This is a genomic window from Vibrio azureus, assembly GCF_002849855.1.
Classification (GTDB): Bacteria; Pseudomonadota; Gammaproteobacteria; order Enterobacterales; family Vibrionaceae; genus Vibrio; species Vibrio azureus.
Map to the genome: position 1 here is coordinate 683,151 of NZ_CP018616.1, position 25,914 is coordinate 709,064.

The 25,914-nt window shown below is 43.7% G+C and carries 24 protein-coding genes; 11 read left to right on the forward strand and 13 right to left on the reverse strand.

Features of this window, described 5'->3' with window-relative positions:
• Nucleotides 1-17 precede the first annotated feature (17 nt).
• Both thiL and pgpA read left to right on the forward strand, forming a co-directional pair.
• Nucleotides 18-983: a thiamine-phosphate kinase gene (thiL, locus tag BS333_RS03240; protein WP_021709197.1), complete on the forward strand. Its 966-nt coding sequence runs from the start codon at nucleotides 18-20 to the stop codon at nucleotides 981-983.
• Nucleotides 984-1,089: 106 nt separating this feature from the next.
• Nucleotides 1,090-1,602 (forward strand): phosphatidylglycerophosphatase A, encoded by a 513-nt coding sequence (gene pgpA, locus BS333_RS03245; RefSeq protein ID WP_021709196.1) that lies wholly within the window; start codon nucleotides 1,090-1,092, stop codon nucleotides 1,600-1,602.
• 142 nt (nucleotides 1,603-1,744) lie between these two features.
• Here the strand turns inward: pgpA and dxs are convergent, their stop codons facing one another.
• The 3 genes from dxs to xseB are packed head-to-tail and all read right to left on the reverse strand — an operon-like array spanning nucleotide 1,745 to nucleotide 4,782.
• On the reverse strand, nucleotides 1,745-3,613 hold the full coding sequence (gene dxs / locus BS333_RS03250) for a 1-deoxy-D-xylulose-5-phosphate synthase (RefSeq protein ID WP_021709195.1): 1,869 nt from the start codon (nucleotides 3,611-3,613) through the stop codon (nucleotides 1,745-1,747).
• Between the two features lie 20 nt (nucleotides 3,614-3,633).
• Nucleotides 3,634-4,518 (reverse strand): (2E,6E)-farnesyl diphosphate synthase, encoded by an 885-nt coding sequence (ispA, locus tag BS333_RS03255; RefSeq protein ID WP_021709194.1) that lies wholly within the window; start codon nucleotides 4,516-4,518, stop codon nucleotides 3,634-3,636.
• 21 nt (nucleotides 4,519-4,539) lie between these two features.
• Nucleotides 4,540-4,782 carry an exodeoxyribonuclease VII small subunit gene (gene xseB / locus BS333_RS03260; protein WP_021709193.1) on the reverse strand — a complete coding sequence of 81 codons (243 nt, stop codon included), beginning with the start codon at nucleotides 4,780-4,782 and terminating at the stop codon, nucleotides 4,540-4,542.
• Between the two features lie 268 nt (nucleotides 4,783-5,050).
• On the opposite strand from xseB, the gene pomA reads away from it, so the two are divergent.
• The 7 genes from pomA (at nucleotide 5,051) to rlmM (ending at nucleotide 12,175) form a co-directional block, all read left to right on the forward strand.
• A complete protein-coding gene (gene pomA / locus BS333_RS03265; RefSeq protein WP_021709192.1) occupies nucleotides 5,051-5,812 on the forward strand; it encodes a flagellar motor protein PomA in 762 nt (253 codons plus the stop codon).
• A gap of 15 nt (nucleotides 5,813-5,827) precedes the next feature.
• Nucleotides 5,828-6,775, forward strand: coding sequence for a flagellar motor protein MotB (locus BS333_RS03270; protein WP_021709191.1), 948 nt, complete (start codon nucleotides 5,828-5,830; stop codon nucleotides 6,773-6,775).
• Between the two features lie 375 nt (nucleotides 6,776-7,150).
• A complete protein-coding gene (gene thiI / locus BS333_RS03275; protein ID WP_021709190.1) occupies nucleotides 7,151-8,599 on the forward strand; it encodes a tRNA uracil 4-sulfurtransferase ThiI in 1,449 nt (482 codons plus the stop codon).
• A 575-nt stretch (nucleotides 8,600-9,174) separates the two neighbouring features.
• Nucleotides 9,175-10,095 carry a transcriptional regulator GcvA gene (locus BS333_RS03280; RefSeq protein WP_021709188.1) on the forward strand — a complete coding sequence of 307 codons (921 nt, stop codon included), beginning with the start codon at nucleotides 9,175-9,177 and terminating at the stop codon, nucleotides 10,093-10,095.
• Nucleotides 10,076-10,699, forward strand: coding sequence for an alpha/beta fold hydrolase (locus BS333_RS03285; protein WP_021709187.1), 624 nt, complete (start codon nucleotides 10,076-10,078; stop codon nucleotides 10,697-10,699). Before BS333_RS03280 ends, BS333_RS03285 begins: the two co-directional genes overlap by 20 nt.
• Complete coding sequence (locus BS333_RS03290) at nucleotides 10,689-11,087, forward strand: DUF423 domain-containing protein (RefSeq protein ID WP_021709186.1); 399 nt, start codon at nucleotides 10,689-10,691, stop codon at nucleotides 11,085-11,087. The genes BS333_RS03285 and BS333_RS03290 overlap by 11 nt, the downstream gene beginning before the upstream one ends.
• Nucleotides 11,084-12,175: a 23S rRNA (cytidine(2498)-2'-O)-methyltransferase RlmM gene (gene rlmM / locus BS333_RS03295; protein WP_021709185.1), complete on the forward strand. Its 1,092-nt coding sequence runs from the start codon at nucleotides 11,084-11,086 to the stop codon at nucleotides 12,173-12,175. The genes BS333_RS03290 and rlmM overlap by 4 nt, the downstream gene beginning before the upstream one ends.
• Nucleotides 12,176-12,298: 123 nt before the next feature.
• Here the strand turns inward: rlmM and BS333_RS03300 are convergent, their stop codons facing one another.
• The 6 genes from BS333_RS03300 to queF form a co-directional block, all read right to left on the reverse strand.
• Nucleotides 12,299-13,072: a DNA/RNA non-specific endonuclease gene (locus BS333_RS03300; protein WP_021709184.1), complete on the reverse strand. Its 774-nt coding sequence runs from the start codon at nucleotides 13,070-13,072 to the stop codon at nucleotides 12,299-12,301.
• 383 nt (nucleotides 13,073-13,455) lie between these two features.
• Complete coding sequence (xni, locus tag BS333_RS03305) at nucleotides 13,456-14,226, reverse strand: flap endonuclease Xni (protein WP_021709183.1); 771 nt, start codon at nucleotides 14,224-14,226, stop codon at nucleotides 13,456-13,458.
• Between the two features lie 134 nt (nucleotides 14,227-14,360).
• Nucleotides 14,361-15,722: a nucleotide 5'-monophosphate nucleosidase PpnN gene (gene ppnN, locus BS333_RS03310; RefSeq protein WP_021709182.1), complete on the reverse strand. Its 1,362-nt coding sequence runs from the start codon at nucleotides 15,720-15,722 to the stop codon at nucleotides 14,361-14,363.
• A 344-nt stretch (nucleotides 15,723-16,066) separates the two neighbouring features.
• On the reverse strand, nucleotides 16,067-17,644 hold the full coding sequence (locus BS333_RS03315) for a GGDEF domain-containing protein (protein ID WP_021709181.1): 1,578 nt from the start codon (nucleotides 17,642-17,644) through the stop codon (nucleotides 16,067-16,069).
• 94 nt (nucleotides 17,645-17,738) lie between these two features.
• Nucleotides 17,739-20,018 carry a tetratricopeptide repeat protein gene (locus BS333_RS03320; RefSeq protein ID WP_021709180.1) on the reverse strand — a complete coding sequence of 760 codons (2,280 nt, stop codon included), beginning with the start codon at nucleotides 20,016-20,018 and terminating at the stop codon, nucleotides 17,739-17,741.
• Nucleotides 20,019-20,116: 98 nt separating this feature from the next.
• A complete protein-coding gene (queF, locus tag BS333_RS03325) occupies nucleotides 20,117-20,962 on the reverse strand; it encodes an NADPH-dependent 7-cyano-7-deazaguanine reductase QueF (RefSeq protein ID WP_021709179.1) in 846 nt (281 codons plus the stop codon).
• A 90-nt stretch (nucleotides 20,963-21,052) separates the two neighbouring features.
• Between queF and syd the strand changes: the two genes are divergently transcribed.
• The gene (gene syd / locus BS333_RS03330) at nucleotides 21,053-21,598 is read left to right on the forward strand and encodes a SecY-interacting protein (RefSeq protein ID WP_021709178.1); all 546 of its coding nucleotides are present in this window, start codon (nucleotides 21,053-21,055) and stop codon (nucleotides 21,596-21,598) included.
• A 1-nt stretch (nucleotide 21,599) separates the two neighbouring features.
• Nucleotides 21,600-22,376 (forward strand): Zn-ribbon-containing protein, encoded by a 777-nt coding sequence (locus tag BS333_RS03335; protein WP_021709177.1) that lies wholly within the window; start codon nucleotides 21,600-21,602, stop codon nucleotides 22,374-22,376.
• Between the two features lie 58 nt (nucleotides 22,377-22,434).
• Here the strand turns inward: BS333_RS03335 and BS333_RS03340 are convergent, their stop codons facing one another.
• From BS333_RS03340 to metN, 4 genes are all read right to left on the reverse strand, one after another.
• Nucleotides 22,435-22,947, reverse strand: coding sequence for a hypothetical protein (locus BS333_RS03340; RefSeq protein ID WP_021709176.1), 513 nt, complete (start codon nucleotides 22,945-22,947; stop codon nucleotides 22,435-22,437).
• 398 nt (nucleotides 22,948-23,345) lie between these two features.
• Nucleotides 23,346-24,155, reverse strand: a complete 810-nt coding sequence (locus tag BS333_RS03345; RefSeq protein WP_021709175.1) for a MetQ/NlpA family lipoprotein — start codon at nucleotides 24,153-24,155, stop codon at nucleotides 23,346-23,348.
• A gap of 33 nt (nucleotides 24,156-24,188) precedes the next feature.
• A complete protein-coding gene (locus tag BS333_RS03350; RefSeq protein ID WP_021709174.1) occupies nucleotides 24,189-24,866 on the reverse strand; it encodes a methionine ABC transporter permease in 678 nt (225 codons plus the stop codon).
• On the reverse strand, nucleotides 24,856-25,890 hold the full coding sequence (gene metN, locus BS333_RS03355) for a methionine ABC transporter ATP-binding protein MetN (protein WP_021709173.1): 1,035 nt from the start codon (nucleotides 25,888-25,890) through the stop codon (nucleotides 24,856-24,858). Before metN ends, BS333_RS03350 begins: the two co-directional genes overlap by 11 nt.
• Nucleotides 25,891-25,914 lie beyond the last annotated feature (24 nt).

The window sequence follows — 25,914 nt, forward strand, 5'->3', positions numbered from 1 at the left end:
AAATACATGAATAAAATATGTCAGGTGAATTCAACTTAATCGAAAAATATTTTGTTGCTCAACAAGCTCAGCGTAAAGATGTGCTGTTGGCGGCTGGCGATGATTGCGCCTTAGTCAAAGCGCCAGCGAACGTTCACATTGCAGTCAGTACCGATACTTTGGTGGCTGGCACTCATTTCCTTACTCATGCAGATCCTGCTTGGGTCGCACATAAAGCACTTGCGTCGAACATCAGTGATTTGGCCGCGATGGGAGCGACGCCTGCTTGGGTGAGTCTTGCCCTGACCATGCCAGAGCCAGATGAAGCTTGGTTGGCACCTTTCTGTAAGTCATTTTTCAGTTTAGCCGATTACTTCGGCATTCAGTTGATTGGTGGCGACACGACGAAAGGTCCTTTAAGTCTCACATTGACGGTACAAGGTTTTGTGCCAGAGAAAGGCGCATTAACCCGGTTTGGGGCACAAGTTGGTGATTGGGTTTATGTTACAGGTAACCTTGGCGATGCAAAGGCTGGGTTAGATGTTATTTTAAATCAGGCTTACCGTACTCGTCCCGCAGCCATTGAGTTGGAACAAAGGCATTATCTGAGTACCCCTCGTATTTTAGCTGGTCAAGCCTTGCTCGGGCTCGCTTCTTCAGCCATTGATATTTCTGATGGTTTAATTTCAGATATTAAACATATCTTGAAGCAGTCCGATGTTGGCGTCAGCTTGGACGTTTCTCAGTTACCCATCTCAGCAGAGTTGGCTCAGTTTCTCGATAACAAAGTCAGCGCCCAGCACTACGCTCTAACCAGTGGCGAAGAGTATGAATTGTGCTTTACTGTTCCAGAGCATAATCGTGGGTCTTTACAAAGTGCTTTGGCACATATTGGTTGTAAAGTGACCTGCATTGGGCAAATTCGTCCTAGAGGCATCTTTGAATTGCATGACAATCAGCAACAACTGGATTGGGAGTTAAGCGGTTTTGATCATTTTACATGATGGTTTGAGCGCACTTGATGTAGTGATATGGCTATAAATCAAGCTCCCTCAGTCACTTGGACACATAACAAACACGAATAATACAACGTCAGTATAGGTTGGCAAAATGACGAATCCTCTTTCTTTGATCCGTTTAAAAAATCCATGGCACTTACTCGCTACTGGTTTTGGTAGCGGCTTATCCCCAATCGTCCCTGGTACGATGGGGACACTTGCTTCTGTTCCTTTCTTTTTATTGCTTGCGCAGCTCCCTCTGTCTGCCTATCTCATTGTGGTCGTCATCTCATGTATTGTCGGGATTAAAATTTGTCAGGTTACTTCCGATGATATGGGGGTTCATGATCATGGCTCAATTGTTTGGGATGAGTTTGCTGGCTTTTGGCTTACGATGACTGTGATGCCTGCTCTGAATATTCCAATCACGGAATGGCAGTGGATTGTGGCAGGTTTTGTCTGGTTTCGTTTTTTCGATATGGTCAAACCCTGGCCGATCAGTTGGCTAGATAAGCGGGTCGACGGTGGCTTAGGGATCATGATCGATGACATCGTGGCCGGGATTATGGCAGCAATTGCGCTGCTGTTAACCGCAAATTACGCCGGTTGGATAGTCTTGGGATAAAAGAGGTATCCAAGCTTTTTGAAGGTACTTGGGTATCTCATGATATTGCTTAGGATGATTAAGATTAAAAGGGGGCAAAGCTTGCCCCCTTTTTGATCGTTGTCGTCGTTACTCAAGATAATTAGGTACTTGGGTATGCTGCTTATTTCGCAAGATAAGCGTTGATTGATGCTTCGATCCCTTTGGCATCTAGACCTAAATCTTGATGTAATTCGGCCTGTGTACCTTGAGGAATAAAGCGGTCAGGTAAACCAAGGTGCAGAACGGGTTTTATGATCTTCTCTTGCATCATAAATTCACTGACCCCAGCACCAGCACCACCAGCAATGGCGTTTTCTTCTAGTGTCACGATGACATCATGCTTGGCGGCTAATTCGCGAATCAGAGTTTCGTCGATTGGTTTCACAAAACGCATGTCAGCGACCGTGGCATTGAGCTGTTCAGCGGCTTCTAATGCGTTACCTAAGAAGGTACCAAAGTTTAGAATAGCCACTTTTTCACCTTCACGAACAATACGTCCTTTGCCTATTTCAAGAGCGGTGAATTGTTCATCGATAGAGCAGCTTATATTGCTGCTACCACGTGGGTAACGAACGGCACTCGGTCCAGTGTGCATGTGACCCGTGTAGAGCATTTGGCGACATTCGTTCTCATCACTTGGAGTCATGATCACCATATTAGGGATGCAACGCATAAAGCTTAAGTCAAAAGCCCCTTGGTGAGTCTGACCGTCAGCACCGACCAAACCAGCACGGTCAATGGCAAACATAACGGGAAGATCCATAATCGCAACATCATGGATGAGCTGATCGTAACCACGCTGTAAGAAAGTGGAGTAGATCGCCACAATAGGGCGGTCTCCTGCAATTGCCATTCCTGTTGCGAGTGTGACCGCATGTTGCTCGGCGATTGCGACATCAAAGTATTGGTCTGGATACTCTTTAGAGAAGCGTACCATGCCTGAGCCTTCACGCATCGCGGGGGTGATTGCCATCAACTGCGGATCTTGAGCGGCCATATCACATAAGAAGTCACCAAACACTTGCGAAAATGTTGGCTTATTGGCTTTGCTGGTTGGTAAGCTATGATGGTTTGGATCGAACTTTGGTACCCCGTGGTAGCCAATTGGATCTTTTTCGGCAGGTTCATAGCCTTTGCCTTTTTTCGTCATGATATGCAGGAATTGAGGCCCTTTTAATTCACGCATATTTTTTAACGTTTTAACCAGCTCATTGATATTATGGCCATCGATTGGACCAATATAATTAAAGCCCAACTCTTCAAACAGCGTGCCCGGCACAACCATGCCTTTTAAGTGCTCTTCTGTTCGGCGAACCAGCTCTTTAACAGGAGGAACGCCTGACAGTACTTTTTTACCTCCTTCACGGATCGAGGTATACAAACTGCCAGACAGCACTTTGGCGAGATGGTTATTCAAAGCGCCCACGTTTTCAGAGATCGACATTTCGTTGTCATTGAGAATGACCAGCATATCAGTATGAACATCACCTGCGTGATTCATGGCCTCAAAAGCCATACCTGCAGTGATCGCGCCATCACCAATAACACTGACCACTTTTCGACCTTGACCTTCTTTTTGGGCACTGATCGCTAAGCCTAAGCCTGCGCTGATCGACGTCGATGAGTGGCCAACAGAGAGGGTGTCGTACTCACTTTCCTCGCGCCAAGGAAATGGATGAAGTCCACCTTTTTGACGTATAGTGGAAAGCTGCTCACGCCGACCCGTTAAGATTTTATGTGGGTAAGCTTGATGGCCTACATCCCAAATGAGCTTATCAACGGGTGTGTTATAAACATAATGCAGGGCAACAGTAAGCTCAACAGTGCCTAAACCTGACGCTAAGTGTCCGCTCGATTGGCTAACGGAGTTCAGCAAGTAAGTGCGAAGCTCCTGACACAGTGTCGGTAGGGTTTCTTTCGGAAGTAGACGCAGCTCTTCCGGTGTATTCGCTAACGCCAGTGTTGGGTACTTTGAAATATCAAGAGTCATATATATGCGCGCTTTTTGTGTTAGTTTTTGCGCTCGATGACATATCGGGCGAAATCTTCGAGTGACTGAGTATTGTAAGGTATTGCTTGCAATGCTTGAAGTGCTTCTTGAAGCAGAGTGTGAGCTTTTGCTACAGCACCGTCTAAACCAAGCAAAGATGGATAAGTACTTTTGTTTAACTCTTGGTCTGAACCCTGAGGTTTTCCTAAGGTTTCAGTGTCACTAATAATATCAAGAATATCGTCTTGTACCTGAAATGCCAGTCCAATTGCACGAGAGTATCGTTCAAGGTGAGGCAAAACTTCCAAACCTTTTGTGCCAGCCGCTAGGGCTCCCAGAGTTAATGCACAGGTAATCAGTGCTCCGGTTTTATTACGATGAATTTCTTCTAGTGCTTCAAGAGAGACGGCACAATTCTCAGCACCAAGGTCAAGCGCTTGACCTAAACACATACCATGAGCGCCGGAGGCTTTGGCAAGTGCTTGAACCATTTTGATCCTTTGGCTCTCTGCCTCTGAACTTAGCGGCCCCTCGGCAAGAATGGTAAAGGCCAGTGTTTGCAAGGCATCACCAGTCAAAATAGCGGTGGCTTCATCAAATTTAATATGACAGGTGGCTTGTCCACGACGCAGTTCGTCGTTGTCCATTGCCGGGAGGTCATCATGAATCAGTGAATAAGCATGGATACATTCAATAGCAGATGCTGGAGTATCCAGATCTTCAGGTCGACAGCCAAGCATTTCACCTGTCATGTACACCAAAAATGGTCTGACTCGTTTGCCGCCAAGTAGCAGGCCGTATTTCATGGCTTGGATAAGAGGCTGCTCGTGATGAGGCAATTGCTCCAGCCACTGATTTAATTGCTGGTTATTTCGTTGTTGATAAAACGCCAGTGCTTGTTGCATTTCGTTGCTCATTACCGATGATTATTCTGACTCAGAAGTGAAGTCACTCAAAGGTGCTTCATCGTCTTCACTAAGAAGAATGCGAACACGTTGCTCTGCATCACTCAGTTTGACTTGCCCAGCTCGAGCGAGTGAGATGCCGCGTTCAAATTTACGGAGAGCGTCATCGAGTGCAAGATCGCCGCTCTCAAGTTGATCAACCAAGCCATCTAGCTCTTCAATGGTTGCTTCGAAGGTCATATTTTCAGGTTTTTTGGTCGCCATCTCTGTTCTGTCTTTATCCAGCCGAATCGTAGAATGGACGAAAGTTACCTTAGCCTACTAACTTGGTCAAATTTAACCTTATATAATTGTCACAAAATTCGTGTTTAGATAGCCTGTAGTGATAATTAAAGCGTATTGTTGAGGGCAAAATGATCTTTTGTGATGTCTTCAGTAAGATTTTTCTAAAAAAACGCGGTGAGTTGTCGATACAACTAATAGTTCGCCGAATTAGGCAAGATTTAACGATAAACAACATGAGGAGTGCTTTGTGGATTTAGCAACCCTAATAGGCCTGATAGGTGGTTTCGCCTTCGTTATTATGGCGATGGTGCTGGGGGGAGACATTGGCATCTTTGTCGACGTGACCTCGATTCTTATCGTAGTGGGTGGTTCGACGTTTGTTGTTTTAATGAAATTTACGGTAGGTCAATTTTTAAGGGCAGCCAAAATCGCAGGCAAGGCGTTCATGTTTAAAGCGGACGAACCTGAAGATTTGATCGCGAAAGTTGTAGAAATGGCTGACGCCGCTCGTAAAGGTGGTTTCTTAGCACTAGAGGAAATGACCATTACCAACAGCTTTATGCAAAAAGGCATCGACTTGTTGGTTGATGGACATGATGCTGATGTGGTTCGAGCGGCATTGCAAAAAGACATTGCGTTGACCTCTGAACGTCACACGCAAGGTACAGGGGTATTTCGCGCCTTCGGTGATGTTGCGCCTGCGATGGGAATGATCGGTACGTTGATCGGCCTAGTTGCTATGCTTGCCAACATGGACGATCCTAAGGCGATCGGACCGGCAATGGCGGTTGCACTTTTAACCACGCTTTACGGAGCAATCTTGTCCAATATGGTGTTTTTTCCTATTGCTGACAAACTGTCACTACGTCGAGATCAAGAAACATTAAACCGACGTTTGATTATGGATGGTGTGTTGGCAATTCAAGATGGACAAAACCCACGCGTTATTGATGGCTACTTGAAGAACTACTTGAATGAGGGTAAACGCGCCCTTGAGATAGATGAGTAACCAGGAGAGTACCTGATGGATGAAGATAACCAATGTGATTGTCCACCTCCTGGGCTGCCTTTATGGATGGGGACTTTTGCTGACTTGATGTCGCTATTGATGTGCTTTTTTGTACTGTTACTTTCGTTCTCAGAAATGGACGTACTGAAATTCAAGCAGATCGCGGGGTCGATGAAATTTGCTTTTGGTGTGCAAAATCAACTTGAAGTTCAGGACATCCCTAAAGGCACCAGTATTATTGCGCAAGAGTTTAGGCCGGGTCGCCCCGAGCCGACGCCGATTGAAGTGATCATGCAGCAAACAATGGATATTACTCAGCAAACGCTGGAGTTCCATGATGGAGAATCGGATCGTGCAGGTGGTACAATGCGTGACCAAGGTGAGTTAAATGGTGGGCAATCCGCTGAGACGTCGACGCAAAGTAACCAGTCTGCACAAGCTGAAAGTCAGCAACAACAGTCTGAGCAATCGGCAGAGATGGAAACCTTGATGGAAAGCATCAAGAAAGCTCTGGAGCGTGAAATCGACCAAGGGGCGATCGAAGTTGAAAATCTTGGTCAACAGATTGTGATCCGCATGCGTGAGAAAGGCGCTTTCCCTGAAGAATCTGCTTTCTTGCAGCCTAAGTTCCGTCCTTTGGTACGTCAGATTGCCGAACTGGTGAAAGATGTCCCTGGTATTATCCGTGTATCTGGGCATACCGACAGTAAACCGCTGGATTCTGAGTTGTACCGTTCAAACTGGGACCTTTCTTCTCAGCGGGCTGTTTCAGTAGCTCAAGAGATGGAAAAGGTGAAAGGCTTTTCACATCAACGTTTACGAGTTCGTGGGATGGCCGATACCGAGCCGTTAGCACCGAACGACTCTGCAGCGAATCGAGCACGTAACCGCCGCGTAGAAATCAGTATTATGCAGGGTGAACCTCTCTATAGTGATGAAGTTCCTGTGTTACCTGAGAGCTAAGGAAGCTCGCTTTGAATCGAGCCTCTTGAGATCATTTGGGTATATACTTAAGCGAGCGTTTGCTCGCTTTTTGTTATTTGAAATAGATAACTTCGCTGGGTTTAGCTTGATATCCTGCTTGAATCAGTCGCTTGCACCACATGGATATTATCAATAGTGATTATTGACTGAGAGCTTTAGAACGAGGGTCAATGCATTGCTACGGACCGTGGCAACTGTGGTTGAACCTAGCATATCGAGGTTATTTGGGTATATAATCTTGCGCCTTTGAAGTGAGCTCGGACCTCCAAGGTCAAATTAGGCCAATTTTCGGTCTATACCTAATGGTAGGGCCTCACTCGTTGTTGATTGCGAAACTAACCTGCGAACTAGACTATGAAATTTATTGTAAAGCCCCATCCAGAAATTTTTGTAAAAAGTGAATCTGTGCGTAAGCGCTTCACAAAGATTTTAGAGTGTAACATTCGTAACATTGTTAAGAGTCGCACGCAATCTGTTGCGGTATTTAACCGTCGCGATCATATTGAAGTGACTTCTGAAAGTGATGCTTTTCATGACGAAGTGTTAGAGATTCTCACTCATACACCCGGTATTCATCATGTTTTGGAGGTTCAGCAATCGGAATTTACTGACCTGCATGATATTTTCGAACAAGTGTTAGAACTTAACCGTTCTGCAATCGAAAACAAAACATTTGTTGTACGTGCAAAGCGTCGTGGCAAGCATGAGTTTACTTCACTTGAACTTGAGCGTTACGTTGGTGGCGGCCTAAATCAAGCGGTTGAAAGTGCAAGTGTAAAACTCAAGAACCCAGACGTCTCGATTAACTTTGAAGTGACGAATGACAAGCTAAATCAAGTACTCTCGCGTCATAAAGGTTTGGGTGGATTTCCTCTCGGAACACAAGAAGATGTCTTAAGCTTGATTTCTGGTGGCTTTGACTCTGGTGTTTCAAGCTACTTGCACATTAAGCGTGGTTCAAAAGTCCATTACTGTTTCTTTAACTTAGGTGGTCCAGCGCATGAAATTGGCGTGAAGCAGGTTTCCCACTACCTATGGAATAAGTACGGCTCTTCTGCCAAAGTCCGTTTCATCTCTATTGACTTTGAACCTGTCGTTGCTGAAATCCTAGAAAAAGTGGATGACGGCCAAATGGGTGTGATCCTGAAACGTATGTTTATGCGTGCGGCGGGTATGGTTGCTCAGAAAATGAAAATCGAAGCGCTGGTTACTGGTGAAGCGCTGGGACAGGTATCGAGTCAAACGCTGACCAACTTACGCCATATCGATAATGTGACAGACACATTGATTCTGCGTCCACTTATTAACTGGGATAAAGAAGATATTATTAATCTGGCTCGTGATATAGGCACCGAAGACTTCGCTAAAACCATGCCAGAGTATTGTGGGGTTATCTCTAAGAAACCGACCGTAAAAGCAGTGAAAGCAAAACTGGAAGCGGAAGAGGAAAAGTTCGATTTCTCCGTTCTTGAGCAAGTTGTACAACAAGCACGAGTGATGGATATTCGTGATATCGCTAAAGAGTCATTGCAAGCCGCTCCCGAAGTCGAGCAAGTTCAGGCTGTCGAGCAACATGCAATCGTATTGGATATTCGTAGCCCAGAAGAGGAAGATGATAATCCACTCACGATTGATGAAGTGGAAGTGAAGCATATTCCGTTTTACAAGCTAGGCACTCAGTTTGGTGATTTGGACCAAACCAAAACTTACCTATTGTATTGTGATCGTGGTGTGATGAGCCGTTTGCAAGCACTGTACCTACAAGAGCAAGGCTTTAGCAACGTCAAGGTATACCGTCCATAGAGCTTCCCTAAATGGTGAGACTAATAGAGAAAAAAGCGCAAATTGAGCACTCGATTTGCGCTTTTTTATTAAGTGATGGATTTTTACCCAAGTGACTTCGCTTTGAGTCAGGCATTTTGTCAGTCACTTGGGTAGATAGCCATGTAGGGTGAATCAAACACCTTGAAGTCAATTGGGTATGTGGTACTTTGGACTCGTCGAGCTTGTGAAGTCATTCTCTTAGGTGAAGAAAAATTGTGTGCTTAGATGACAAAACCTTTTTGAGCAGGAAGAGCAGATAAAAAAACACCGCCTAATGAGGCGGTGTAAGATTTGACAGACAGGTCAAAATAAATACAGGAAGTACATTGTTCTGAATCATAGTAATGAGACAGAACGGTTGGTAGAGGATCTACCTTACTCGAAATACGAGTTTGCAAACACAACATCGCAACTCGAAACCGATTGATTTAAAGAAAAATCAAGCTTGTTCGGCTCGGGCTGCGTAGAGAAATATAGAATTTATCTGGCTGTTCGGCAACGGACATTTTATAATGTTTCAGATAAAAAAAACTAATGATATTTGAGGTTCCATAATGTCTCGCAGATTGCCTCCATTAAACTCACTTCGAGTATTTGAAGCCGCTGCTCGCCATCTCAGTTTTACTCGAGCGGCCGAAGAATTATTTGTGACTCAAGCGGCAGTGAGTCATCAGATTAAAGCCTTAGAAGAGTTCTTATCCTTGAAGCTTTTTCGTCGCCGAAATCGCTCTTTGTTGTTGACTGAAGAAGGGCAAAGTTATTTCCTAGATATTAAAGATATTTTTACTTCGATTGCAGAAGCGACTGATAAAGTGCTGGAGCGCTCTGAAAAAGGGGCGTTAACGATCAGTTTGCCTCCGAGTTTTGCTATTCAGTGGTTAGTGCCAAGGTTAGCTGACTTTAATGCCCAAGAGCCTGATATTGATGTGCGTATCAAAGCGGTCGATATGCACGAGGGCTCTTTGACCGATGATGTTGATGTTGCTATCTATTATGGGCGAGGAAATTGGCCGGGCTTACGAGCGGATAAATTATATCAAGAGTTTTTGATCCCACTTTGTTCACCTGCGCTACTTTTGGGTAACAAATCATTAGAATCTCTAAGTGATCTTAAGCAACATACTTTGCTGCATGATACTTCTCGTAAAGACTGGAAACAGTTTGCAAAGCAGTATCATCTCGATGGAATCAATGTGAATCATGGCCCCATTTTTAGCCACTCTATGATGGTATTACAAGCCGCTGTGCACGGCCAAGGTATTGCTTTGGGTAATAACGTACTTGCTAAGCCGGAAATTGAAGCAGGACGGTTGATTGCACCATTTGACGAAGTACTTCTGTCGAAAAACTCGTTTTATGTTGTGTGTCATGAACAGCAAGCCGATATGGGACGTATTGCGACCTTCAGAGACTGGATGTTAGCTGCAGCAAGAAAAGAACAAGAGGAAGTATTGGATGAGCCAATGGCTGATTGATGGACCGCAAGACGGGCCATTATTTATTTTTGCTCATGGTGCGGGTGCTGGTATGGATCACGACTTTATGAGCTCTGTGGCCCTAGGTCTGGCGAAACAAGGCATTCAAGTGGTGAGGTTTAACTTTCCTTATATGGTGAAGCGTGCCGAGGATGGCAAGAAACGCCCACCAGATCGCGCTCCTAAGCTTCTTGCTGCTTATGAAGAAGTGATCACTCACTTTGCTTCACAGCCTATTGTGATTGGTGGTAAATCAATGGGTGGACGTATGTCGAGTTTGTTGGCCGGCCATCCTTTGGTTGCTGGGATTGCATGTCTTGGGTTTCCATTTCATCCGCCCGGTAAACCCGAAAATTACAAAGGGGCTCATTTAGCAAACCTTGAAAAGCCAACGCTGATTTTGCAAGGAGAGCGAGATACGTTTGGTAAACGTGAAGAGTTTGATGAATTTGTGCTTTCAGAGCATGTTGATGCGCACTTTTTACCTGATGGTGATCATGGCTTTAAACCAAGAAAGCGCTCAGGTTATACCGAAGCCGATAATATCGCCACGGCGGTAGAATTACTCGCAGAGTTTATTAAGAAGGTGAGTGATGAAAAGTAAGTGGTTACTCTCGTTTATGGGTTTATCTGGTCTTATCTCTGTAATGCTAGGTGCTTTTGCTGCCCATGGCCTGAAAGCGACATTATCCCCATCTTTGTTGAGCGCCTTTGAAACGGGTGTTCAATATCAGTTCATCCATACCTTGATGATCGGTTTGACTGCGATACTGTTGCTACTCAATTTAGGCGTCAAAGCGCAAAAATATTTTTTCCTAGCAGCAATATGCTTTATCATCGGCATCTTTTGTTTTAGCGGCAGTCTATACGCGCTGGCGCTGACAGGCATTAAGTGGTTTGGTCCCATTACTCCTTTCGGAGGTTTGACGTTTATGATCGGCTGGTGTTTGTTCTTTTATGCTGCGTTTACAATCAAAGAGGTCTCCAAGTGAAACAACTAATGCTCTATTGCCGCTCTGGCTTTGAGAAAGAGTGTGCCGGTGAAATTCAAGACAAAGCCACACAACTGGAAGTATATGGTTTCCCACGTGTGAAGAAAAACTCTGGTTATGTTGTCTTTGAATGTTACCAAGATGGAGATGCAGACAAGCTGGTCAAAGGACTAGACTTCAGTGCACTTATTTTTGCACGCCAGATGTTTGCCATTGCTGCTGAGTTTGAAGCACTACCTAGTGAAGACCGAATCAGTCCAATTCTGGCGGAATTAGCGGATATCGAAGCTTTCCCGCGTTGTGGTGATTTGCGTATTGAAACGCCGGATACCAATGAAGCGAAAGAGCTGCTTAAGTTCTGCCGAAAATTTACAGTACCCATGCGTCAGGCACTGCGAGGCAAAGGTCTGATGTGGGATAAAGACAATGCTAAAAAGCCTGTGCTGCACATGTGTTTTGTTGCACCTGGCCACTGTTATGTCGGTTATTCCTACCCAGGCAATAATTCTCAGTTCTTTATGGGGATTCCACGCCTTAAATTCCCAGCAGATGCACCAAGTCGTTCCACCTTGAAGTTAGAAGAAGCCTTCCATGTTTTTATTCCTCGTGATGAATGGGATGAGCGTCTTGCTCCTGGTATGTGGGGGGTTGATCTTGGGGCTTGCCCAGGTGGTTGGACTTACCAGCTAGTGAAACGTTCGATGTTCGTTCATTGTGTCGACAACGGTATGATGGCGGACAGCTTAATGGAAACGGGTCAGATTAAACACCACATGGTTGATGGTTTTAAGTTTGAACCGGACAGAAAGAACGTCACTTGGATTGTGTGTGATATGGTTGAAAAGCCAGCACGCGTTGCCCACCTGATGGGAGAGTGGCTGTTAAAAGGTTGGGCGAAAGAAGCGATATTTAATCTGAAACTGCCAATGAAAGGGCGTTATGACGAAGTGCTTCAAGATCTTGAAAATCTTAAAATGTTTTTAATTGAGAACAAGGTTAAGTTCAAGTTACAAGCCAAGCATTTGTATCATGATCGTGAGGAAATTACGATTCATATTCAGTGTTTATCTCATATCTCGCCGCACTAATGATTGTCGTCCTTTTGTATAAGGCGTCAACATTTGAGAGCCACGGCTCTTGACTGAAAAAGCATCGTGTTTAGCGATGCTTTTTTCGTGGTACCTCACTTTATTTTAGCTATCAATCAGTTCCTATTCGATTGGTTTGTCTGATCTGGCTTGTGGAGTCGGCCACATTTCAGACCAGAGTGCGGATTCCATCTGTTGCTCGATCGTATCTGGCGTTTTTGAAAAAAAATCTAAGCCCGTCTGATTTTCTACTTCATCAATGGTGACAATAAAATGGCTCAGCTCTTCTGCTGATACGTTGCGGTGAGGGACAATGAAAGCGATGGCATCATTAAAGTACGGGTCGAGTATCACCTTATAAAAAGCACCGGGAACCACAACGCCTCGGCCTATCTTCTCTTCCTGATCTTGGTATATTGGACCAGTGACTACGTACAGTTCTTGATATTCATTAGCAAGATCTCTGACATGCTTTTCTAGTGCTCGCCAGCCAACTCGATTAAAACCTGCTAATTGCGGTGAAATATTACTTAGTAAAAAGCTTTGCAACATCGATTGACGACTGAAATCCATCGTTGCTGATGGTGCAAGGTGACCTCTGTCATAACCGGAGCCAGCATAATCACTGAGGGTTGAACGTGTTTCTTTTGGGAGCTCAGAGTCCGATTTAAAAGCATTAGTTCTTTTATAATTGAGGTTCACGCTCTCTGCGGTGATGTGGTAGGCCACCCAATCAGCGTTTTTGGTTTGGTAATTATAACCCGCTGCATAACCTTCCCGACATAGGACTTGGTCGCTGAATTGAGATGGCTGGCCGCGTTCAAGATGCTGGCCACACCCAAAGGCTAAGTAGGGAAAAATGAGTAAGATAAAACAGAACAATCGTCGAGTTAGCATGAGTTTTCCTCCATGGTTGTGGAGGGCTCAAGATAAAGAAATGAATCTCTCAGACTGTGAGTCGGGTTTTAAATAAGCAAGTTATATATAAAACATTAAGAGATTTTGATTTATTTTGTGAAAGTGGTGTTGAGTTGTGACTGGTCACTGATAAGGCAAGAGTGATATAAAATGAGTTACAGAATACAGAATACAGAATAAAAGTAGTTTCAATTAATGATAACAGTCGCGTGAAACAGTCACATGAAACTACTTTTGCCTCGTTTATCCCCTTTGAGTAGAGGCTACTTTCGCCTTTAACTGACGCTCACTCATCCTCCAAAACAGGAGGCTGTTTGGGTATTCGGTTCCAAAAAAGATGGCGAGCAAGGTTGGACTGGTTATTAACCTTGGTTGTATCGTATATCTTGCAGGTTGAAGCCAAGTTCTATGTCGCATTTGAGCGCTGATACTTTTTTACACAACCGCGCGAGTTCGATGTGCTGATCAAGCTTTTTACGATATTTACTGGCTAAGGCTTCACTTGCGTAGGCTTGCTCAATATCGGTAAATTGAGTCAAGATTTCTTTGGCTGCTTTTGGCCCTACTCCTGGTACACCTGACACTTGACTCGAGCTTATTCCTGCTAATCCCCAGTAGTCTGCAAGTTGAGAAGGCTTGACGCCAAATTCTTGTTCAATAAAAGGTTCATCAAGCCAACGGTGCTGAAAATAGTCTCTAATTTGTAGGGTTGGTGAGAGTAACTGGCAATAGCCTTTATCAGTGGAAACAATGGTCACTTTTTGTTGATGACTGGCGACCTTTGTCGCTAAGGTCGCGACTAAGTCATCGGCTTCATCGCCCTCAGAGAGCAACGAATCAATCCCTTGTTCCCACCAAGCTTGTTGGATGGCGTCTAATCCTTGCATTAAAGGCTCGGGCATTGGCTTACGGTTTTGTTTGTATTCGGGAAGGATCTCCGCACGCCACCCACGATCTTGCTCATGGTGATCAAAGACCGCGATAATATGTGTCGGCTTTGCCTCGGTTAGAATTCGAGTTAGGGTCCGTTTTGTTGTCGTGATGGTTCTTGCTATATCGTTGGGGTCAGGCTGAGCAGAATGAACACGACGAATCAGGTTTAACGCATCAATAATAACAAGGTGAATGGACATAGTCGCTTAGTCAATAATTAAAAGGGGGCGTAATCCCCCTAGTGTAACGAAAGCTGAGTGATACTCAAGTGACTTCAAGCTATTGATTGAACTCGTACCTTGAAGTGACCTGAGGTGGTATATCAGCGAGGCAACTATTGATGAGCGATCCGGTAACAGGGAACATAAGCCGTGTTGCCTGGTAATTTCATTCGGTGTTGGTTGACAAAATCTTTGAGCAGTTTGTCGAGCTTTTTCATTAACACAGGGTCACCATTAATGGTAAAGGGTCCATGACGCTCGATTTCACGAATGCCTTCCGCCTTTACATTACCCGCGACAATGCCTGAAAATGCGCGGCGAAGGTTAGCGGCTAATACTTGAGGTTGTTGATTTAAGTTCAGGTCAAGGCTTGCCATCGCTTCATGAGTTGGCTCAAAAGGGAGCTGGAATTCAGGTTCAATTTTTAGTGACCAGTTAAAGCTGTATGCATCTCCCTTATCTTTACGGTGTTGACGTACTTCCTCCATTGATTTCTTCATGATTCGAGCCACTTCTGCCGGATCATTGATCACAATTTGATAATGCTTTTGTCCTTCTTCGCCCAGAGTATCGGCAATAAAAGTATCGATAGAGCGAAAATAAGCTTCACTCTCTTTTGGTCCCGTTAAGATGATCGGGAGCGGTTGATCTGCGTTCTCAGGGTGCATCATGATCCCTAAAATATACAGCAGTTCTTCTGCCGTACCGGGACCGCCAGGAAAGATGATGATCCCATGGCCCATTCTGACAAAGGCTTCAAGACGCTTTTCAATATCCGGCATGATAACGAGCTCGTTGACGATAGGGTTGGGGGGCTCGGCGGCGATAATTGAGGGCTCCGTTAACCCAAGGTATCTTTGTTGTGTATAACGTTGTTTAGCATGACCGATAGCTGCGCCTTTCATCGGGCCTTCCATTGCTCCTGGTCCACATCCAGTACATATATTGAGCTCACGTAGCCCTAGCTCATTGCCGACTTCTCGAGTGTACTGATACTCCGTGGCATTGATCGAATGGCCACCCCAGCATACAACAAGGTTAGGATCGATGCCTGGCGTCAGTGCTCTTGCGTTACGTAATATACCGAAGACGAGGTTGGTAATATGGACAGCGTTGGTTAGATTGAATCGCTGGTTATCCGCTAAGTGCATGTTCACATAAACAATATCACGTAGCACTGAGAAAAGGTGTTCTTGAATACCTTTAATGATGGCGCCATCGACAAAGGCATGCTCTGGTGGGTTCGCCAGTTCCAGTTTAATCCCTCGTTCGCGACGGACAACATTAACATCAAAAGATTGGTATTTGTCTAACAGCTCTTTGGAATTGTCAGTGTGGCTACCAGAATTAAGCACAGCCAATGTACAGTTGCGGTATAGTTGATAAATATCGCTGGATGCCTTTTTTTTGAGACGTTCAACTTCCAACTGAGAGAGCAAATCCATGCTGCCTGCGGGGCTTATATGGGTAATCATATGGCCTCCTTGTTTATGATTTTTAGAGTTAAATTTTAATGATATAAAGAAAAAGTGAGTGTGATTAGCTGATGAAAGTGACGGAAAGTAGATGGTTATAAATGATACTTAGTGATGTACTTTGAATGGAAGTCGGCTAATTTACTCAGGCTTTTTAACCTTATGTTTTAAAAGTTTAGCAGACAATTTCAAAATCAGTAGGTTAAGGTGTTTATTTATTTTAAGTAAGTCAATGGCTTGAAGTGTTGAAACACCATGGTATTAATATGTCCGTGCCAACAAGCAATATATTCATGCAAACAAACAGCCTAGCCGTACTCCACTGCTGTTTAATTTGGGTGAAGTTATTCGTGAGTAAGTCGCGTGATTTGTTTGCTTTCCTCAAGCTGGCTGGTTAGGCGCTCTAAGACTTTTTCTGGGGTATCGCTGTTGTTAAACGTTGTGGTAACCGCAGTCAACGTTATCATGATATCTTGTTCACGAAATCGAAAAGGGAGTTGACGGATCTCTTGTTGGATATTGGTCACAATCGATAAGTTGCGGTCTTCTGTTTCATCGATCATGAGCAGCATAAACTCTTCTCCATTAAATCGAGCGAGAACGTTTTTTTCTTTGACGTGCTTATGCATGGTTCTGGCAATAATCTTCAGTGCTTTATCGCCCGCTTTTAGGCCGTAGTGCTTATTAATGGCAGCGAATTTATCTATGTCAAATAGCGTTAGGTGTAGATGGCATTGGGAACGGACCCAGCGTTGATATTCTGACTCTAAACGTTGAATGAACGCGGATCTATTGAGCATTTTAGTCAGAGGATCGTAAAGTGTGCGCTGGGTTTGCGCCTCTAAAGCACGATGAAAGTTTTGTGTCGTTTCTAAAACGATTTCGGTCTGGTGTTTGTGATATTGCAAGCGCTCTTGTAGTTTGCGTTCTCGGCTTTCTAACCTTTCTAAACGTTGGCTAAGGGATGCCAAATTGGTTAGAAGTGGCGTCATTTGAACTTGCAATTCATCCAAGTTTTGCGAGTGCTCTAATGCTTGCTGACTTTGATTAATCAAATGTCTCATCTCGTTATTGATGCCCTGACGATGCTCAAATGTGTTCAAATAGAGTGCTTCATTGTGTATCGCAGTATTTAAACTACTCGAAATTGATAGGGTCAACTTTTGCAAAAACTGTTGGCTGAGATGTCGTTCATTTCTGGTCGCTTCGACAACCAGTTTTAAGGTCTTCAAGGTCAGTTCTAATAGAGTTTCGCTATTTACTCCCAGTAAAAGTTGGCTTCGAATGTCTAAAAGTTGTGGGCCAAACTCACCATCAAAATCCAGTTCAGTAATGGTATGTTGCAGTGCATCAATTAAGTCGTTTAAATCATTATGTGCTGTAAATAGAGAGTGGTTTTCACTACCACTACCACTATCAACGGTTTCTGTATGTATTTTTAGCGCCTGATCATAGAGTGCAATAAGTTTGAGAGCATGTTCTTGAATCGGGTAAGCTTTGTCTGATGATGCACTCAGGATAGCTCGAATATTATGACTGAGCTCTGGAGCCGACCCCGTCTTTTTTAGTAGTGAATTTGCGCTGTGTTGGAGCTTTTCGTTGAATAAACGGCGCTGCCTTTCAATACCCTGTTTATGATGTTTAAGCTGGCTCTCTAAAACAGTTAAATGTGGCAACAATAGGCTGATGTCGGTTTGATTCTCAAGTCCTTGCTGTATTTTGGTGAGATAAAATGAAGCTTGAGGTGGAAACTCATCAGAGGTCGTTTCAAGTACCGTTATCACTGAAATGACCAAACGTTTAAGGATATGTTGTTCACGCTGAAATTTGAGCGATGCGTCCCTATGGGTCAACTTGAGCTGTTCTAATTGGCAACTCAAGTGACGAAGTTGTGATTGAAGGTCTGATTCCAAGATGCCCATGAGGATAGATCATAAACGAGTGTCTGAACGGAATCTAAGATAATAACAAAAAACGTTTTATCGTCATCATGCATCTTCGATAAGTAATGGGAAATTAATCACTTTTTAATATATCTTTGATGTCGTCCTCATTCTGATAAGAAGAATGAATTTTTATAAGCCCCTGATTGATGGCATGTCGACATGCAGTCCTGATATCTCCGCCGACAAAGCTTGCAGCAGGTGCATTGTCTATTGCTTTTAGAAATATCCAGTGGCTTCTGCGGTCTTTCAAACTTACTTCTCTAGCAAGGTAAGTGGCCATGAGTAATAAATCGAGCAACTCTTCATCATTAATCGCAGTGTAGGCACGAGGTAAGAACGGGTAATCGCTGATCCCCATACGAATGGTATTATTGACTTGATGTTGTGCTGCAAACTCGTCTATCCAAAATTGAAACTTCTCAAATGTTGCCTTGGCAGAAGCGTCTCTATCGGCATTAGGTTCAATGTACAAAAGGTTCGCATCTGAGAAGTGATAGATACGAGCGGGTTGCTTGATTCGCTCGGCTAAAAATTCACCAAATGCACGTTCTAGCTCTAGACCTGCGGTATAACCATGATCAACATACATGCTGCGTAAAAAAGGCAGGTCCATCATAACAAAACGCAAGCGGTCATTGAGTGGCTCATGAATGAGTTCCCCCATTTGCCATTGCTGAAAAATATCGCTAGAGCGCTTTAATGAGTGAGAAAGTTTGGCATTCAGCATACGTAAATTACGTAGGCGAGAACGAGAATGAGTGAATAAATCACTACGTAGCTTTTCTATGGTTTTTGCATGGCGTTGAAGCAAAACACTTCGGCGCATGGTAAGCAAGAGCATCACTAAGACGATAAGGAAAAGAACAAATGCAATGTTTTGAAATTTACGATACTCAGACTCTACCTCAAGTAACTGTTCTGACTGACTATTATAGTGAATACTTTGTTCGGCAAACTCTTTTTGCTGACGGAAAGCATCCTCGCTGATCTGGTTTAGTCTTTTTTGCTCTAGACGGACGAGGTCGGTGTATTCTTTTAGTGCTTCGAGTGCCAATGAATATTTACCCGCTTGCTCATAACCTAAGGCGAGAAGGCGATAGGATTGCTGTCTAACGAAATCGCTTTCTTCTGAGTCTTGGTTATCAAGTTTCAAGGCCTGCTGCGCAAAACGAATCACGTCTTTGCTGTTATTTTGGTGATAAGCTAATCCAGACTGCAGGAGAGCGGCTTTGGCATCCAACTCTGAGGCGTCAGTACGTGCCATGAGATCGGTAGCTCGATCAAGGTATTGTTCTGCCAGGGCGTAGTTGTAAAGTTGTAAGTAAGTTGCGGCTAGGCTTAAACGAATCTTAATCGCTTTAGTAATATCCTTACTGGTATGTTCATGATCCAAAACATTAAAGTAATGCACTAAGGCAAGGTTGAATTTACCTTGGTAGAAATAGATATCTCCCATTTGCTCAAGTACTTCGGCTAAAAGAGGGGAACTGGGGTAGCTGTCATAAAAATCTGCTGCCTGAGAGAGAGAAATGAGTGCTTTGTCATAAACTTGTCGCCCTTGGAATAGGCGGGCAAGGAGATGATTGACTTTAGCTAAGCGAGTGCTGCTGTCATGTTCTATCGACTGCCAATACGCGTACAATAATTCTGCCAGTGCGCGATTGTACATTTTATTATCAAGGTAAAATTCCCCTAAGATGGTGTAGTAATCAATCTGCTCGGCGTCTGATGATTCATTCGCCAACATGACTTTGGCTTGCTCATATAACGTCTCTGCTTGCGGGATATCACCGCTTTTACTGGCAAGAAGTGCTCTTTGCATCAGTAATCGATAGCGTATTTTACTGATGTGTTTTGAAGAAGGGCTGAGAATATTGAACTGCTCTTCGATACTATTGAGCGTTTTTTCGGCGCGCGGATAGTCATGTCCAGATAGCGCAATAATGAGGTTTCGCTCAAGTTGAATATCTATATTGGTGTAGGGCAGTTGGTACTCGTTAGCCAGCTTTTCGGCTTCATCAAGGTGGTTGATGGCGCGGCGAACATTACCCATCTGATAACTGGCTTGGGCGATCACTCGATGTGCATCTATTGTGCTGCGTGGGGTGCGAGTACGGTGATCCGATTCATCACGTGATATTGACGAAGGGCTGCTGTCTGCATGTTCAGTCATTTCTCGCTGTAGTAAATAATTTTGCGCGGCTTGTTTTGCTTGTTCAGGATCGACTTCAGTGAGTTTTTGAGCTTCATTAAGTAGCACTGAAGACAAAATCGTTGCGTAACTTGGGCTAGCGAGTAGCAGGCAAAATAAGCCGAGGAACGATAAGAGACGCGAACGGTTGCAAAACATCTTTGGATTTCCTTTGAGTGGTATTGTGATGCAGTTATTTGATTGAATTGTAGATAAAAACGCCCGCTGTTCCAATGGTTCATTGGGCGTTTGACTGATTATTGACGTGCAAGACGGTGATTATGTAGAGGTTTGTCTTGATATGAAGAGCGATAAGGGTTGATATCTAAGCCGCCGCGTCTTGTATAGCGAGCAAAGACCGTTAGTTTTTCTGGCTGACAATACTTCATTAGATCGGAAAAGATGCGTTCAACGCACTGTTCGTGAAACTCGTTATGTTCACGGAACGACACCAAATAGCGCAATAATTTTTCTCGATTTATCTTGTTGCCTTGATAACGAATTTCGACGCTGCCCCAGTCTGGCTGGTTAGTGATCAAACAGTTAGACTTCAATAAGTGACTATGCAGCACTTCTTCAACTTGTTCTGATTCGGCTGCATTGTCTAAGAGCTCTGGGTTAAACTGATAATCACTGATTTCGATGTCTTGGTTATCAATACACTCTCCATCCATGGTGACAATCGGTTGATCAGTGTAGTGAGTGACTGGAAAAACGTTGACCAGCACTTGCTCACCTGCGCAGGCGGATAGATCTTGAGTTAAACGCTGAGTGATTTCTTCCCAACTCGCAAAGCGGGTTTGGTTATAGCTGTTTAAATACAGCTTGAATGATTTGGATTCGATCAAATTGGTACTGGTCGCGGGAATGTAGACTTCACCCAGAGCAACTTGAGGCAACCCTTTGCTGTTCAACCACGAAAGCTCGTAAAGCGTCCAGATATCATAGCCAACAAAAGGTAAGCTATCACCCAAATTTAGGTCATCTCGATTTAGGCTACGCGGAACGGGTTGAAGAAGCGAAGGATCAAATTGGCTGGCATATTCCGTCTTTTTACCCAAGGTTAGGCCAGCAAGCTCTTTAGCATCCGAATATTTGCTCATACTATTAATATCGTTTTGGATTAGAATAGTGAGAATTTTACTTAATCTGCTGATTAATTGCTATCTGGCAGAGAATGATTAGGAGACATCATGACTCAAACCGTGATTGAGGCATTACAGAGCTTTAGCCAGTCTTATCAACAAGCTTGGTATGAAAAAAATAACGAATTACCGAGCAGTGAAATACTTGCTGATATGGTATCGCCTTGCGTTGAAGAAAAGCGTGGTGAGATTGTGTTGTGGAAACCTTATTTACGTGAAGCTGCGGCAAATTTTTCTAATGTTGAACACGCGATTGAGTTGTCGCTTCACGATGACATTAAAGCCTTCTACGGTAGCCAATACAGTGCAGATATGAACGCCAAATGGCAAAGTAATGAGCTGACGTTACTGCAAGTGTGGAGTGATGAGGACTTTACTTGTTTGCAAGAAAACATTCTTGGTCATTTAGTCACTCAAAGACGCAGGAAGTTGAAGCCAACGGTATTCATTGCGACGACAGAAGCTGAGTTGGATGTGATCTCTATTTGTAACTTGACGGGCAATGTTATCTTGGAACGTTTAGGAACCAGCAAACGAGATGTTCTTGCCAATAATATTGTCGACTTTCTTAGTCAACTTGAAGTGGCGGTATAACATGTACGTTTTAGAGCTGCAGTTTGAATGTTTTGACAATACCACTGTGAGTGCGGTTGATAGGGCGATCAACGGCTTAATGGATGCCTTACGCTATAACGGACAGGTCTTAGGGCGTGAATTTCCGATAGTGATGGGAGAAGGGGAGTTTTTTGTCCGAGTCGTTTGTCCAGAACAAGACAGTTTGCACCCACGTTACCATTCTGATTTTGTCAAAGTGTGTATGAATCGATTATCGGAAGCTTCTCTGTTAGCGCCGAAAATGCGTTTATTGGGGCGAGACTTAAATTCTGAGCAAGCCGCAGAGGAGACGCCCCCGAGCTGGCAAGTACTCTATACAACTTATGTGCATACCTGTTCACCACTACGTAGCGGTGATACTTTACTGCCGATCCCTTTATATCGAAATTCCGCAACATTGAATGGTGATCATAAAGCGGTTGTGAAGTGGCAAACAGAATGGCAAGCCTGTGATGAAATTCAGATGGCTGGTGGATGTCGTGCTGAACATGCCGCATTACATGAAATCTGTGATGTGGACAGTGTGTTGTTTCGACGTGGGTGGGACCTTAGAGGACGAATCGAGTACCTTACTCACATCCCTACCTATTACTACCAATATCGAGTCGGTGGTGAGTCTTTAGCGACAGAAAAAGCGCGCCCATGCCCTAAATGTGGTGGAGAGTGGTTATTGGATGAACCTTTACATGATGTCTTTTATTTTAAATGTGATGATTGCAGAATTGTCTCAAATATTTCTTGGGATCACTTAAAATAGAGAAATGCCTCTTGAGGTCACTTGAGTATATACCCAAGTGGCCTCAGTAACAGGTTACCTAAGGTCGTTTTACTAAACGGATTTGCTTGAAGCGAGTTGGGGATAACAGCGACAATAATTTGATAAACAAGAGACTTAAACAAAACGCTAAGAAAAAGAAAACAGCAGATAAGATCGCTGCGGAAATATAGCTCTCTCGGTGTGCATCCGAGCCATAAAAAATGACCGCATGTGGGTAGTTTAAAAATTGGTACTCCCCATTACTATCAAAAAAAGCGTCATAATATGAGTAAACCTGCCGCTGATGATCATTAAATTGATAGCCCTTATCTTTCATCGTGTGATAATAATGGGATATTTCTTTAGCATGAGAAATATCATTTGGTTTTACACTTAAATCATCAATTAAAGAGAAGGAAAGAAACAATAAACTGAGGACTAAAAAAGGGATAATAAGCAGTATTAATTTACATTTATGTTTGTTGTTTTCTATAAAGCTATTTTGCCAATCCTCTTTTTTTTGGGAGACGGTAGACTTTATCGAATTACCTTTTATATTCCATTTTATCATTGTAACTTCCTGATAAATTTATTCTTATATTAGTAGTAATACCCAACATTAGGCTCCCAAAGGCGAGCATCTGAGGGTATTTGGGTATAGATTCGGGTATATATCTAAGAATCGTGAGGTTATTTAGTCAGAAACTATCATCACTTCAGTTTTCTATTGATATTGTTATATTAAGCAAGATTTATTCCAACTTAATATCCTTTAAAATTAACACATTAAGGTTACCTTTCTATTTTTAATGCGATTAACTGTTTTTTTTTGCCATTTTTTGTGAGTTATTGCGATTTGTTGCATTGAGTGTTTGAGTATAAAAAAAGGCCGATGCATAAATGCCTCGGCCTTGGGTGGTATTTATCAGGTGTCGATATGCCAATCGACGCTTTAGAGCAAGTATTGGCTTACCAGCCTTTTACCACACCACCTTTAAAAATATCTTTTGCAGCTTGGTACACATCTTCAGTTTGGTACGCTTTAACAAAATTTTGTACGTTAGTGGACTGTACGTTGTCTTCACGTGCAACAATCAGATTTACATATGGCGACTCTTTATCTTCTACGAAAACACCATCACGTTCCGGGGTTAAATTAATAGAACTGGCGTAGGTGGTATTGATGATTGCAAGGTCTACGTCATCAAGAGAGCGAGGCAACTGAGCTGCATCCAATTCAACCACAGTGATATTTTTTGGGTTGCCTACGATGTCACGAACCGTCGCAAGTAGGCCTGCGCCCTCGCGTAATTCAATTAACCCTTGTTGCTCTAGTAATAAAAGAGAACGTCCAAGGTTAGTTGGGTCATTAGGTACCGCGATGCGGGCGTTGTCCTTAATTTCCTCCACAGATTTGACTTGCTTGGAGTAGCCAGCAATTGGGTAAACAAAGGAATTACCTGCCGTGACCAGTTTGTAGCCTCGATCAGTGACTTGTTTTTCGAGGTATGGCTTATGTTGGAAGGCGTTAGCATCAATGGAGCCATCATCTAAAGCTGCGTTTGGCGTTACATAATCAGTAAAGGTCACCAGTTCAACATCCAAACCGTATTTTTGTTTGGCGACATTTTTGGCCACTTCAGCAACTTGTGCTTCAGCCCCAGCCATTACCCCTACTTTGATCGTGTTGCTGTCTGCTGGTTTGTCACCACAACCCGCTAGGAAAAGGGCTGAAGTCACGGTCGCCGCTGCGAAAAATTGTTTCAGGCTAAAACTCATAAATATCTCCTTATAATTTTAAATCTTAAATGCTTATCTGTGATCGACACGGCGGACAATAGCGTCACCGATAGACTGAATGATTTGTACCAAAAGAATTAACATCACCACAGTAACAGTCATAATGACAGTATCATAACGGTGGAAGCCATAGCGAATAGCAACGTCGCCCAAACCACCGCCGCCTACAGTCCCTGCCATTGCTGAATAACTGACTAAGGTGACTAAAGTAATGGTCACTGAGTTAACAATAGTCGGTAAGGCTTCAGGAAGCAGCACTTTAGTAATGATTTGTTTTGGTGTGGCTCCCATAGATTGCGCAGCTTCAACGAGACCGGCAGGCACTTCCAATAACGCACTCTCAATCAAGCGCGCAACGAAAGGGACCGCGCCAATGGTTAGAGGGACAATGGCAGCGGTTGTGCCGATAAAAGTCCCCACAAGAAGTTTGGTGACAGGGATTATGGCAACCATTAAAACCAGAAAAGGAATGGAGCGACCCACATTGACTACAGCACCAAGCAGACGGTTGATTCGAGTATTTTCCAGTAACCCGCCTTTTTTCGTCGTATGGAGAATCACGCCGAGTGGGATCCCGATAGCGAAACCAACCAAGCCTGCGATGGCGACCATGTAGATCGTTTCCCAAGTTGCATTAAGAAGAAGTTGACCATTGAGCTCAAGCCAATCAATGAATGTATTAAAGGACATAGCCAAGCACCTCTACTTTTACGTTATGTTCACGTAAGAAATCAATCGCCGCATTATCGTCGGCTTCGCTACCAAAGAGTTCAGCGACCATCATGCCAAACTTTACTCCGCCAGCGTAGTCTAAATCAGAGCTTAAAATACTCACATCGATATTGAATTTTCGGGCAATTTGAGTCATCAAAGGTGCATCAACAGTCGCGCCGTTAAACTCTAAACGTACCAAAGGATAACTGCCTTCTGTACGCACTGCTTGTAAGCGCATTTGATAATCTTCCGGGATGGAAAGGTCTAATGTTGATCGAATGAAGTCATGGGCTAACTCGGTTTTAGGGTGAGCAAAGATCTCACCAACAGAGCCTTTTTCAACCAATTCTCCGCCACCAATGATGGCCACTTGGTGACAAATACTTTTTACCACTTCCATTTCATGAGTAATCAACAAAATGGTAATTTCTAGCTTGCGGTTAATTTCTTTTAATAACTCAAGAATGGATTGAGTTGTTGCAGGATCGAGTGCACTGGTCGCTTCATCACACAGTAATACTTTTGGATCTGAGGCCAACGCGCGGGCAATAGCAACCCGTTGTTTTTGACCTCCACTGAGGTTGCTTGGGTAACTTTCATGCTTATCTGCTAGACCCACTAGGCTCAGGAGCTCGGTAACCTTGCTGCTGATATCAGACTTTGCGACGCCAGCGAGCTCGAGTGGAAGGGCTACGTTATCAAATACATTACGCGATGAGAGCAAATTGAAATGCTGAAAGATCATGCCGATATCACGTCGAGCTTCACTTAATTGCTTTTTGCTAAGTGTGGTTAAATCAACACCGTCAATGACTATAGCGCCTGAAGAGGGGGCTTCCAGCATGTTGACACAGCGAATAAGAGTACTTTTTCCGGCCCCTGATGAACCGATGACTCCAAAAATGGTCCCTTTTGTAATTGTTAAATGAATGTCCTTAAGAGCAACAATTTCCTTGTTACCTTGGTAGAACACCTTGTTTACATTTTTGATTTCTATCATGCTTCAACCTACACCCAGAGACTA

What these genes read in the sequence shown, in the direction of transcription:
- xni (WP_021709183.1), bottom strand. Translation starts at nt 14,226, where the DNA reads ATGTCCATTCACCTTGTTATTATTGATGCGTTAAACCTGATTCGTCGT.
- ispA (WP_021709194.1), bottom strand. Translation starts at nt 4,518, where the DNA reads ATGCAACAAGCACTGGCGTTTTATCAACAACGAAATAACCAGCAATTA.
- xseB (WP_021709193.1), bottom strand. Translation starts at nt 4,782, where the DNA reads ATGGCGACCAAAAAACCTGAAAATATGACCTTCGAAGCAACCATTGAA.
- BS333_RS03335 (WP_021709177.1), top strand. Translation starts at nt 21,600, where the DNA reads ATGTACGTTTTAGAGCTGCAGTTTGAATGTTTTGACAATACCACTGTG.
- BS333_RS03350 (WP_021709174.1), bottom strand. Translation starts at nt 24,866, where the DNA reads ATGTCCTTTAATACATTCATTGATTGGCTTGAGCTCAATGGTCAACTT.
- BS333_RS03290 (WP_021709186.1), top strand. Translation starts at nt 10,689, where the DNA reads ATGAAAAGTAAGTGGTTACTCTCGTTTATGGGTTTATCTGGTCTTATC.
- BS333_RS03300 (WP_021709184.1), bottom strand. Translation starts at nt 13,072, where the DNA reads ATGCTAACTCGACGATTGTTCTGTTTTATCTTACTCATTTTTCCCTAC.
- BS333_RS03320 (WP_021709180.1), bottom strand. Translation starts at nt 20,018, where the DNA reads ATGTTTTGCAACCGTTCGCGTCTCTTATCGTTCCTCGGCTTATTTTGC.
- thiL (WP_021709197.1), top strand. Translation starts at nt 18, where the DNA reads ATGTCAGGTGAATTCAACTTAATCGAAAAATATTTTGTTGCTCAACAA.
- ppnN (WP_021709182.1), bottom strand. Translation starts at nt 15,722, where the DNA reads ATGATTACCCATATAAGCCCCGCAGGCAGCATGGATTTGCTCTCTCAG.
- BS333_RS03345 (WP_021709175.1), bottom strand. Translation starts at nt 24,155, where the DNA reads ATGAGTTTTAGCCTGAAACAATTTTTCGCAGCGGCGACCGTGACTTCA.
- BS333_RS03280 (WP_021709188.1), top strand. Translation starts at nt 9,175, where the DNA reads ATGTCTCGCAGATTGCCTCCATTAAACTCACTTCGAGTATTTGAAGCC.
- syd (WP_021709178.1), top strand. Translation starts at nt 21,053, where the DNA reads ATGACTCAAACCGTGATTGAGGCATTACAGAGCTTTAGCCAGTCTTAT.
- BS333_RS03270 (WP_021709191.1), top strand. Translation starts at nt 5,828, where the DNA reads ATGGATGAAGATAACCAATGTGATTGTCCACCTCCTGGGCTGCCTTTA.
- BS333_RS03285 (WP_021709187.1), top strand. Translation starts at nt 10,076, where the DNA reads ATGAGCCAATGGCTGATTGATGGACCGCAAGACGGGCCATTATTTATT.
- metN (WP_021709173.1), bottom strand. Translation starts at nt 25,890, where the DNA reads ATGATAGAAATCAAAAATGTAAACAAGGTGTTCTACCAAGGTAACAAG.
- BS333_RS03340 (WP_021709176.1), bottom strand. Translation starts at nt 22,947, where the DNA reads ATGATAAAATGGAATATAAAAGGTAATTCGATAAAGTCTACCGTCTCC.
- dxs (WP_021709195.1), bottom strand. Translation starts at nt 3,613, where the DNA reads ATGACTCTTGATATTTCAAAGTACCCAACACTGGCGTTAGCGAATACA.
- queF (WP_021709179.1), bottom strand. Translation starts at nt 20,962, where the DNA reads ATGAGCAAATATTCGGATGCTAAAGAGCTTGCTGGCCTAACCTTGGGT.
- thiI (WP_021709190.1), top strand. Translation starts at nt 7,151, where the DNA reads ATGAAATTTATTGTAAAGCCCCATCCAGAAATTTTTGTAAAAAGTGAA.
- BS333_RS03315 (WP_021709181.1), bottom strand. Translation starts at nt 17,644, where the DNA reads ATGGGCATCTTGGAATCAGACCTTCAATCACAACTTCGTCACTTGAGT.
- pgpA (WP_021709196.1), top strand. Translation starts at nt 1,090, where the DNA reads ATGACGAATCCTCTTTCTTTGATCCGTTTAAAAAATCCATGGCACTTA.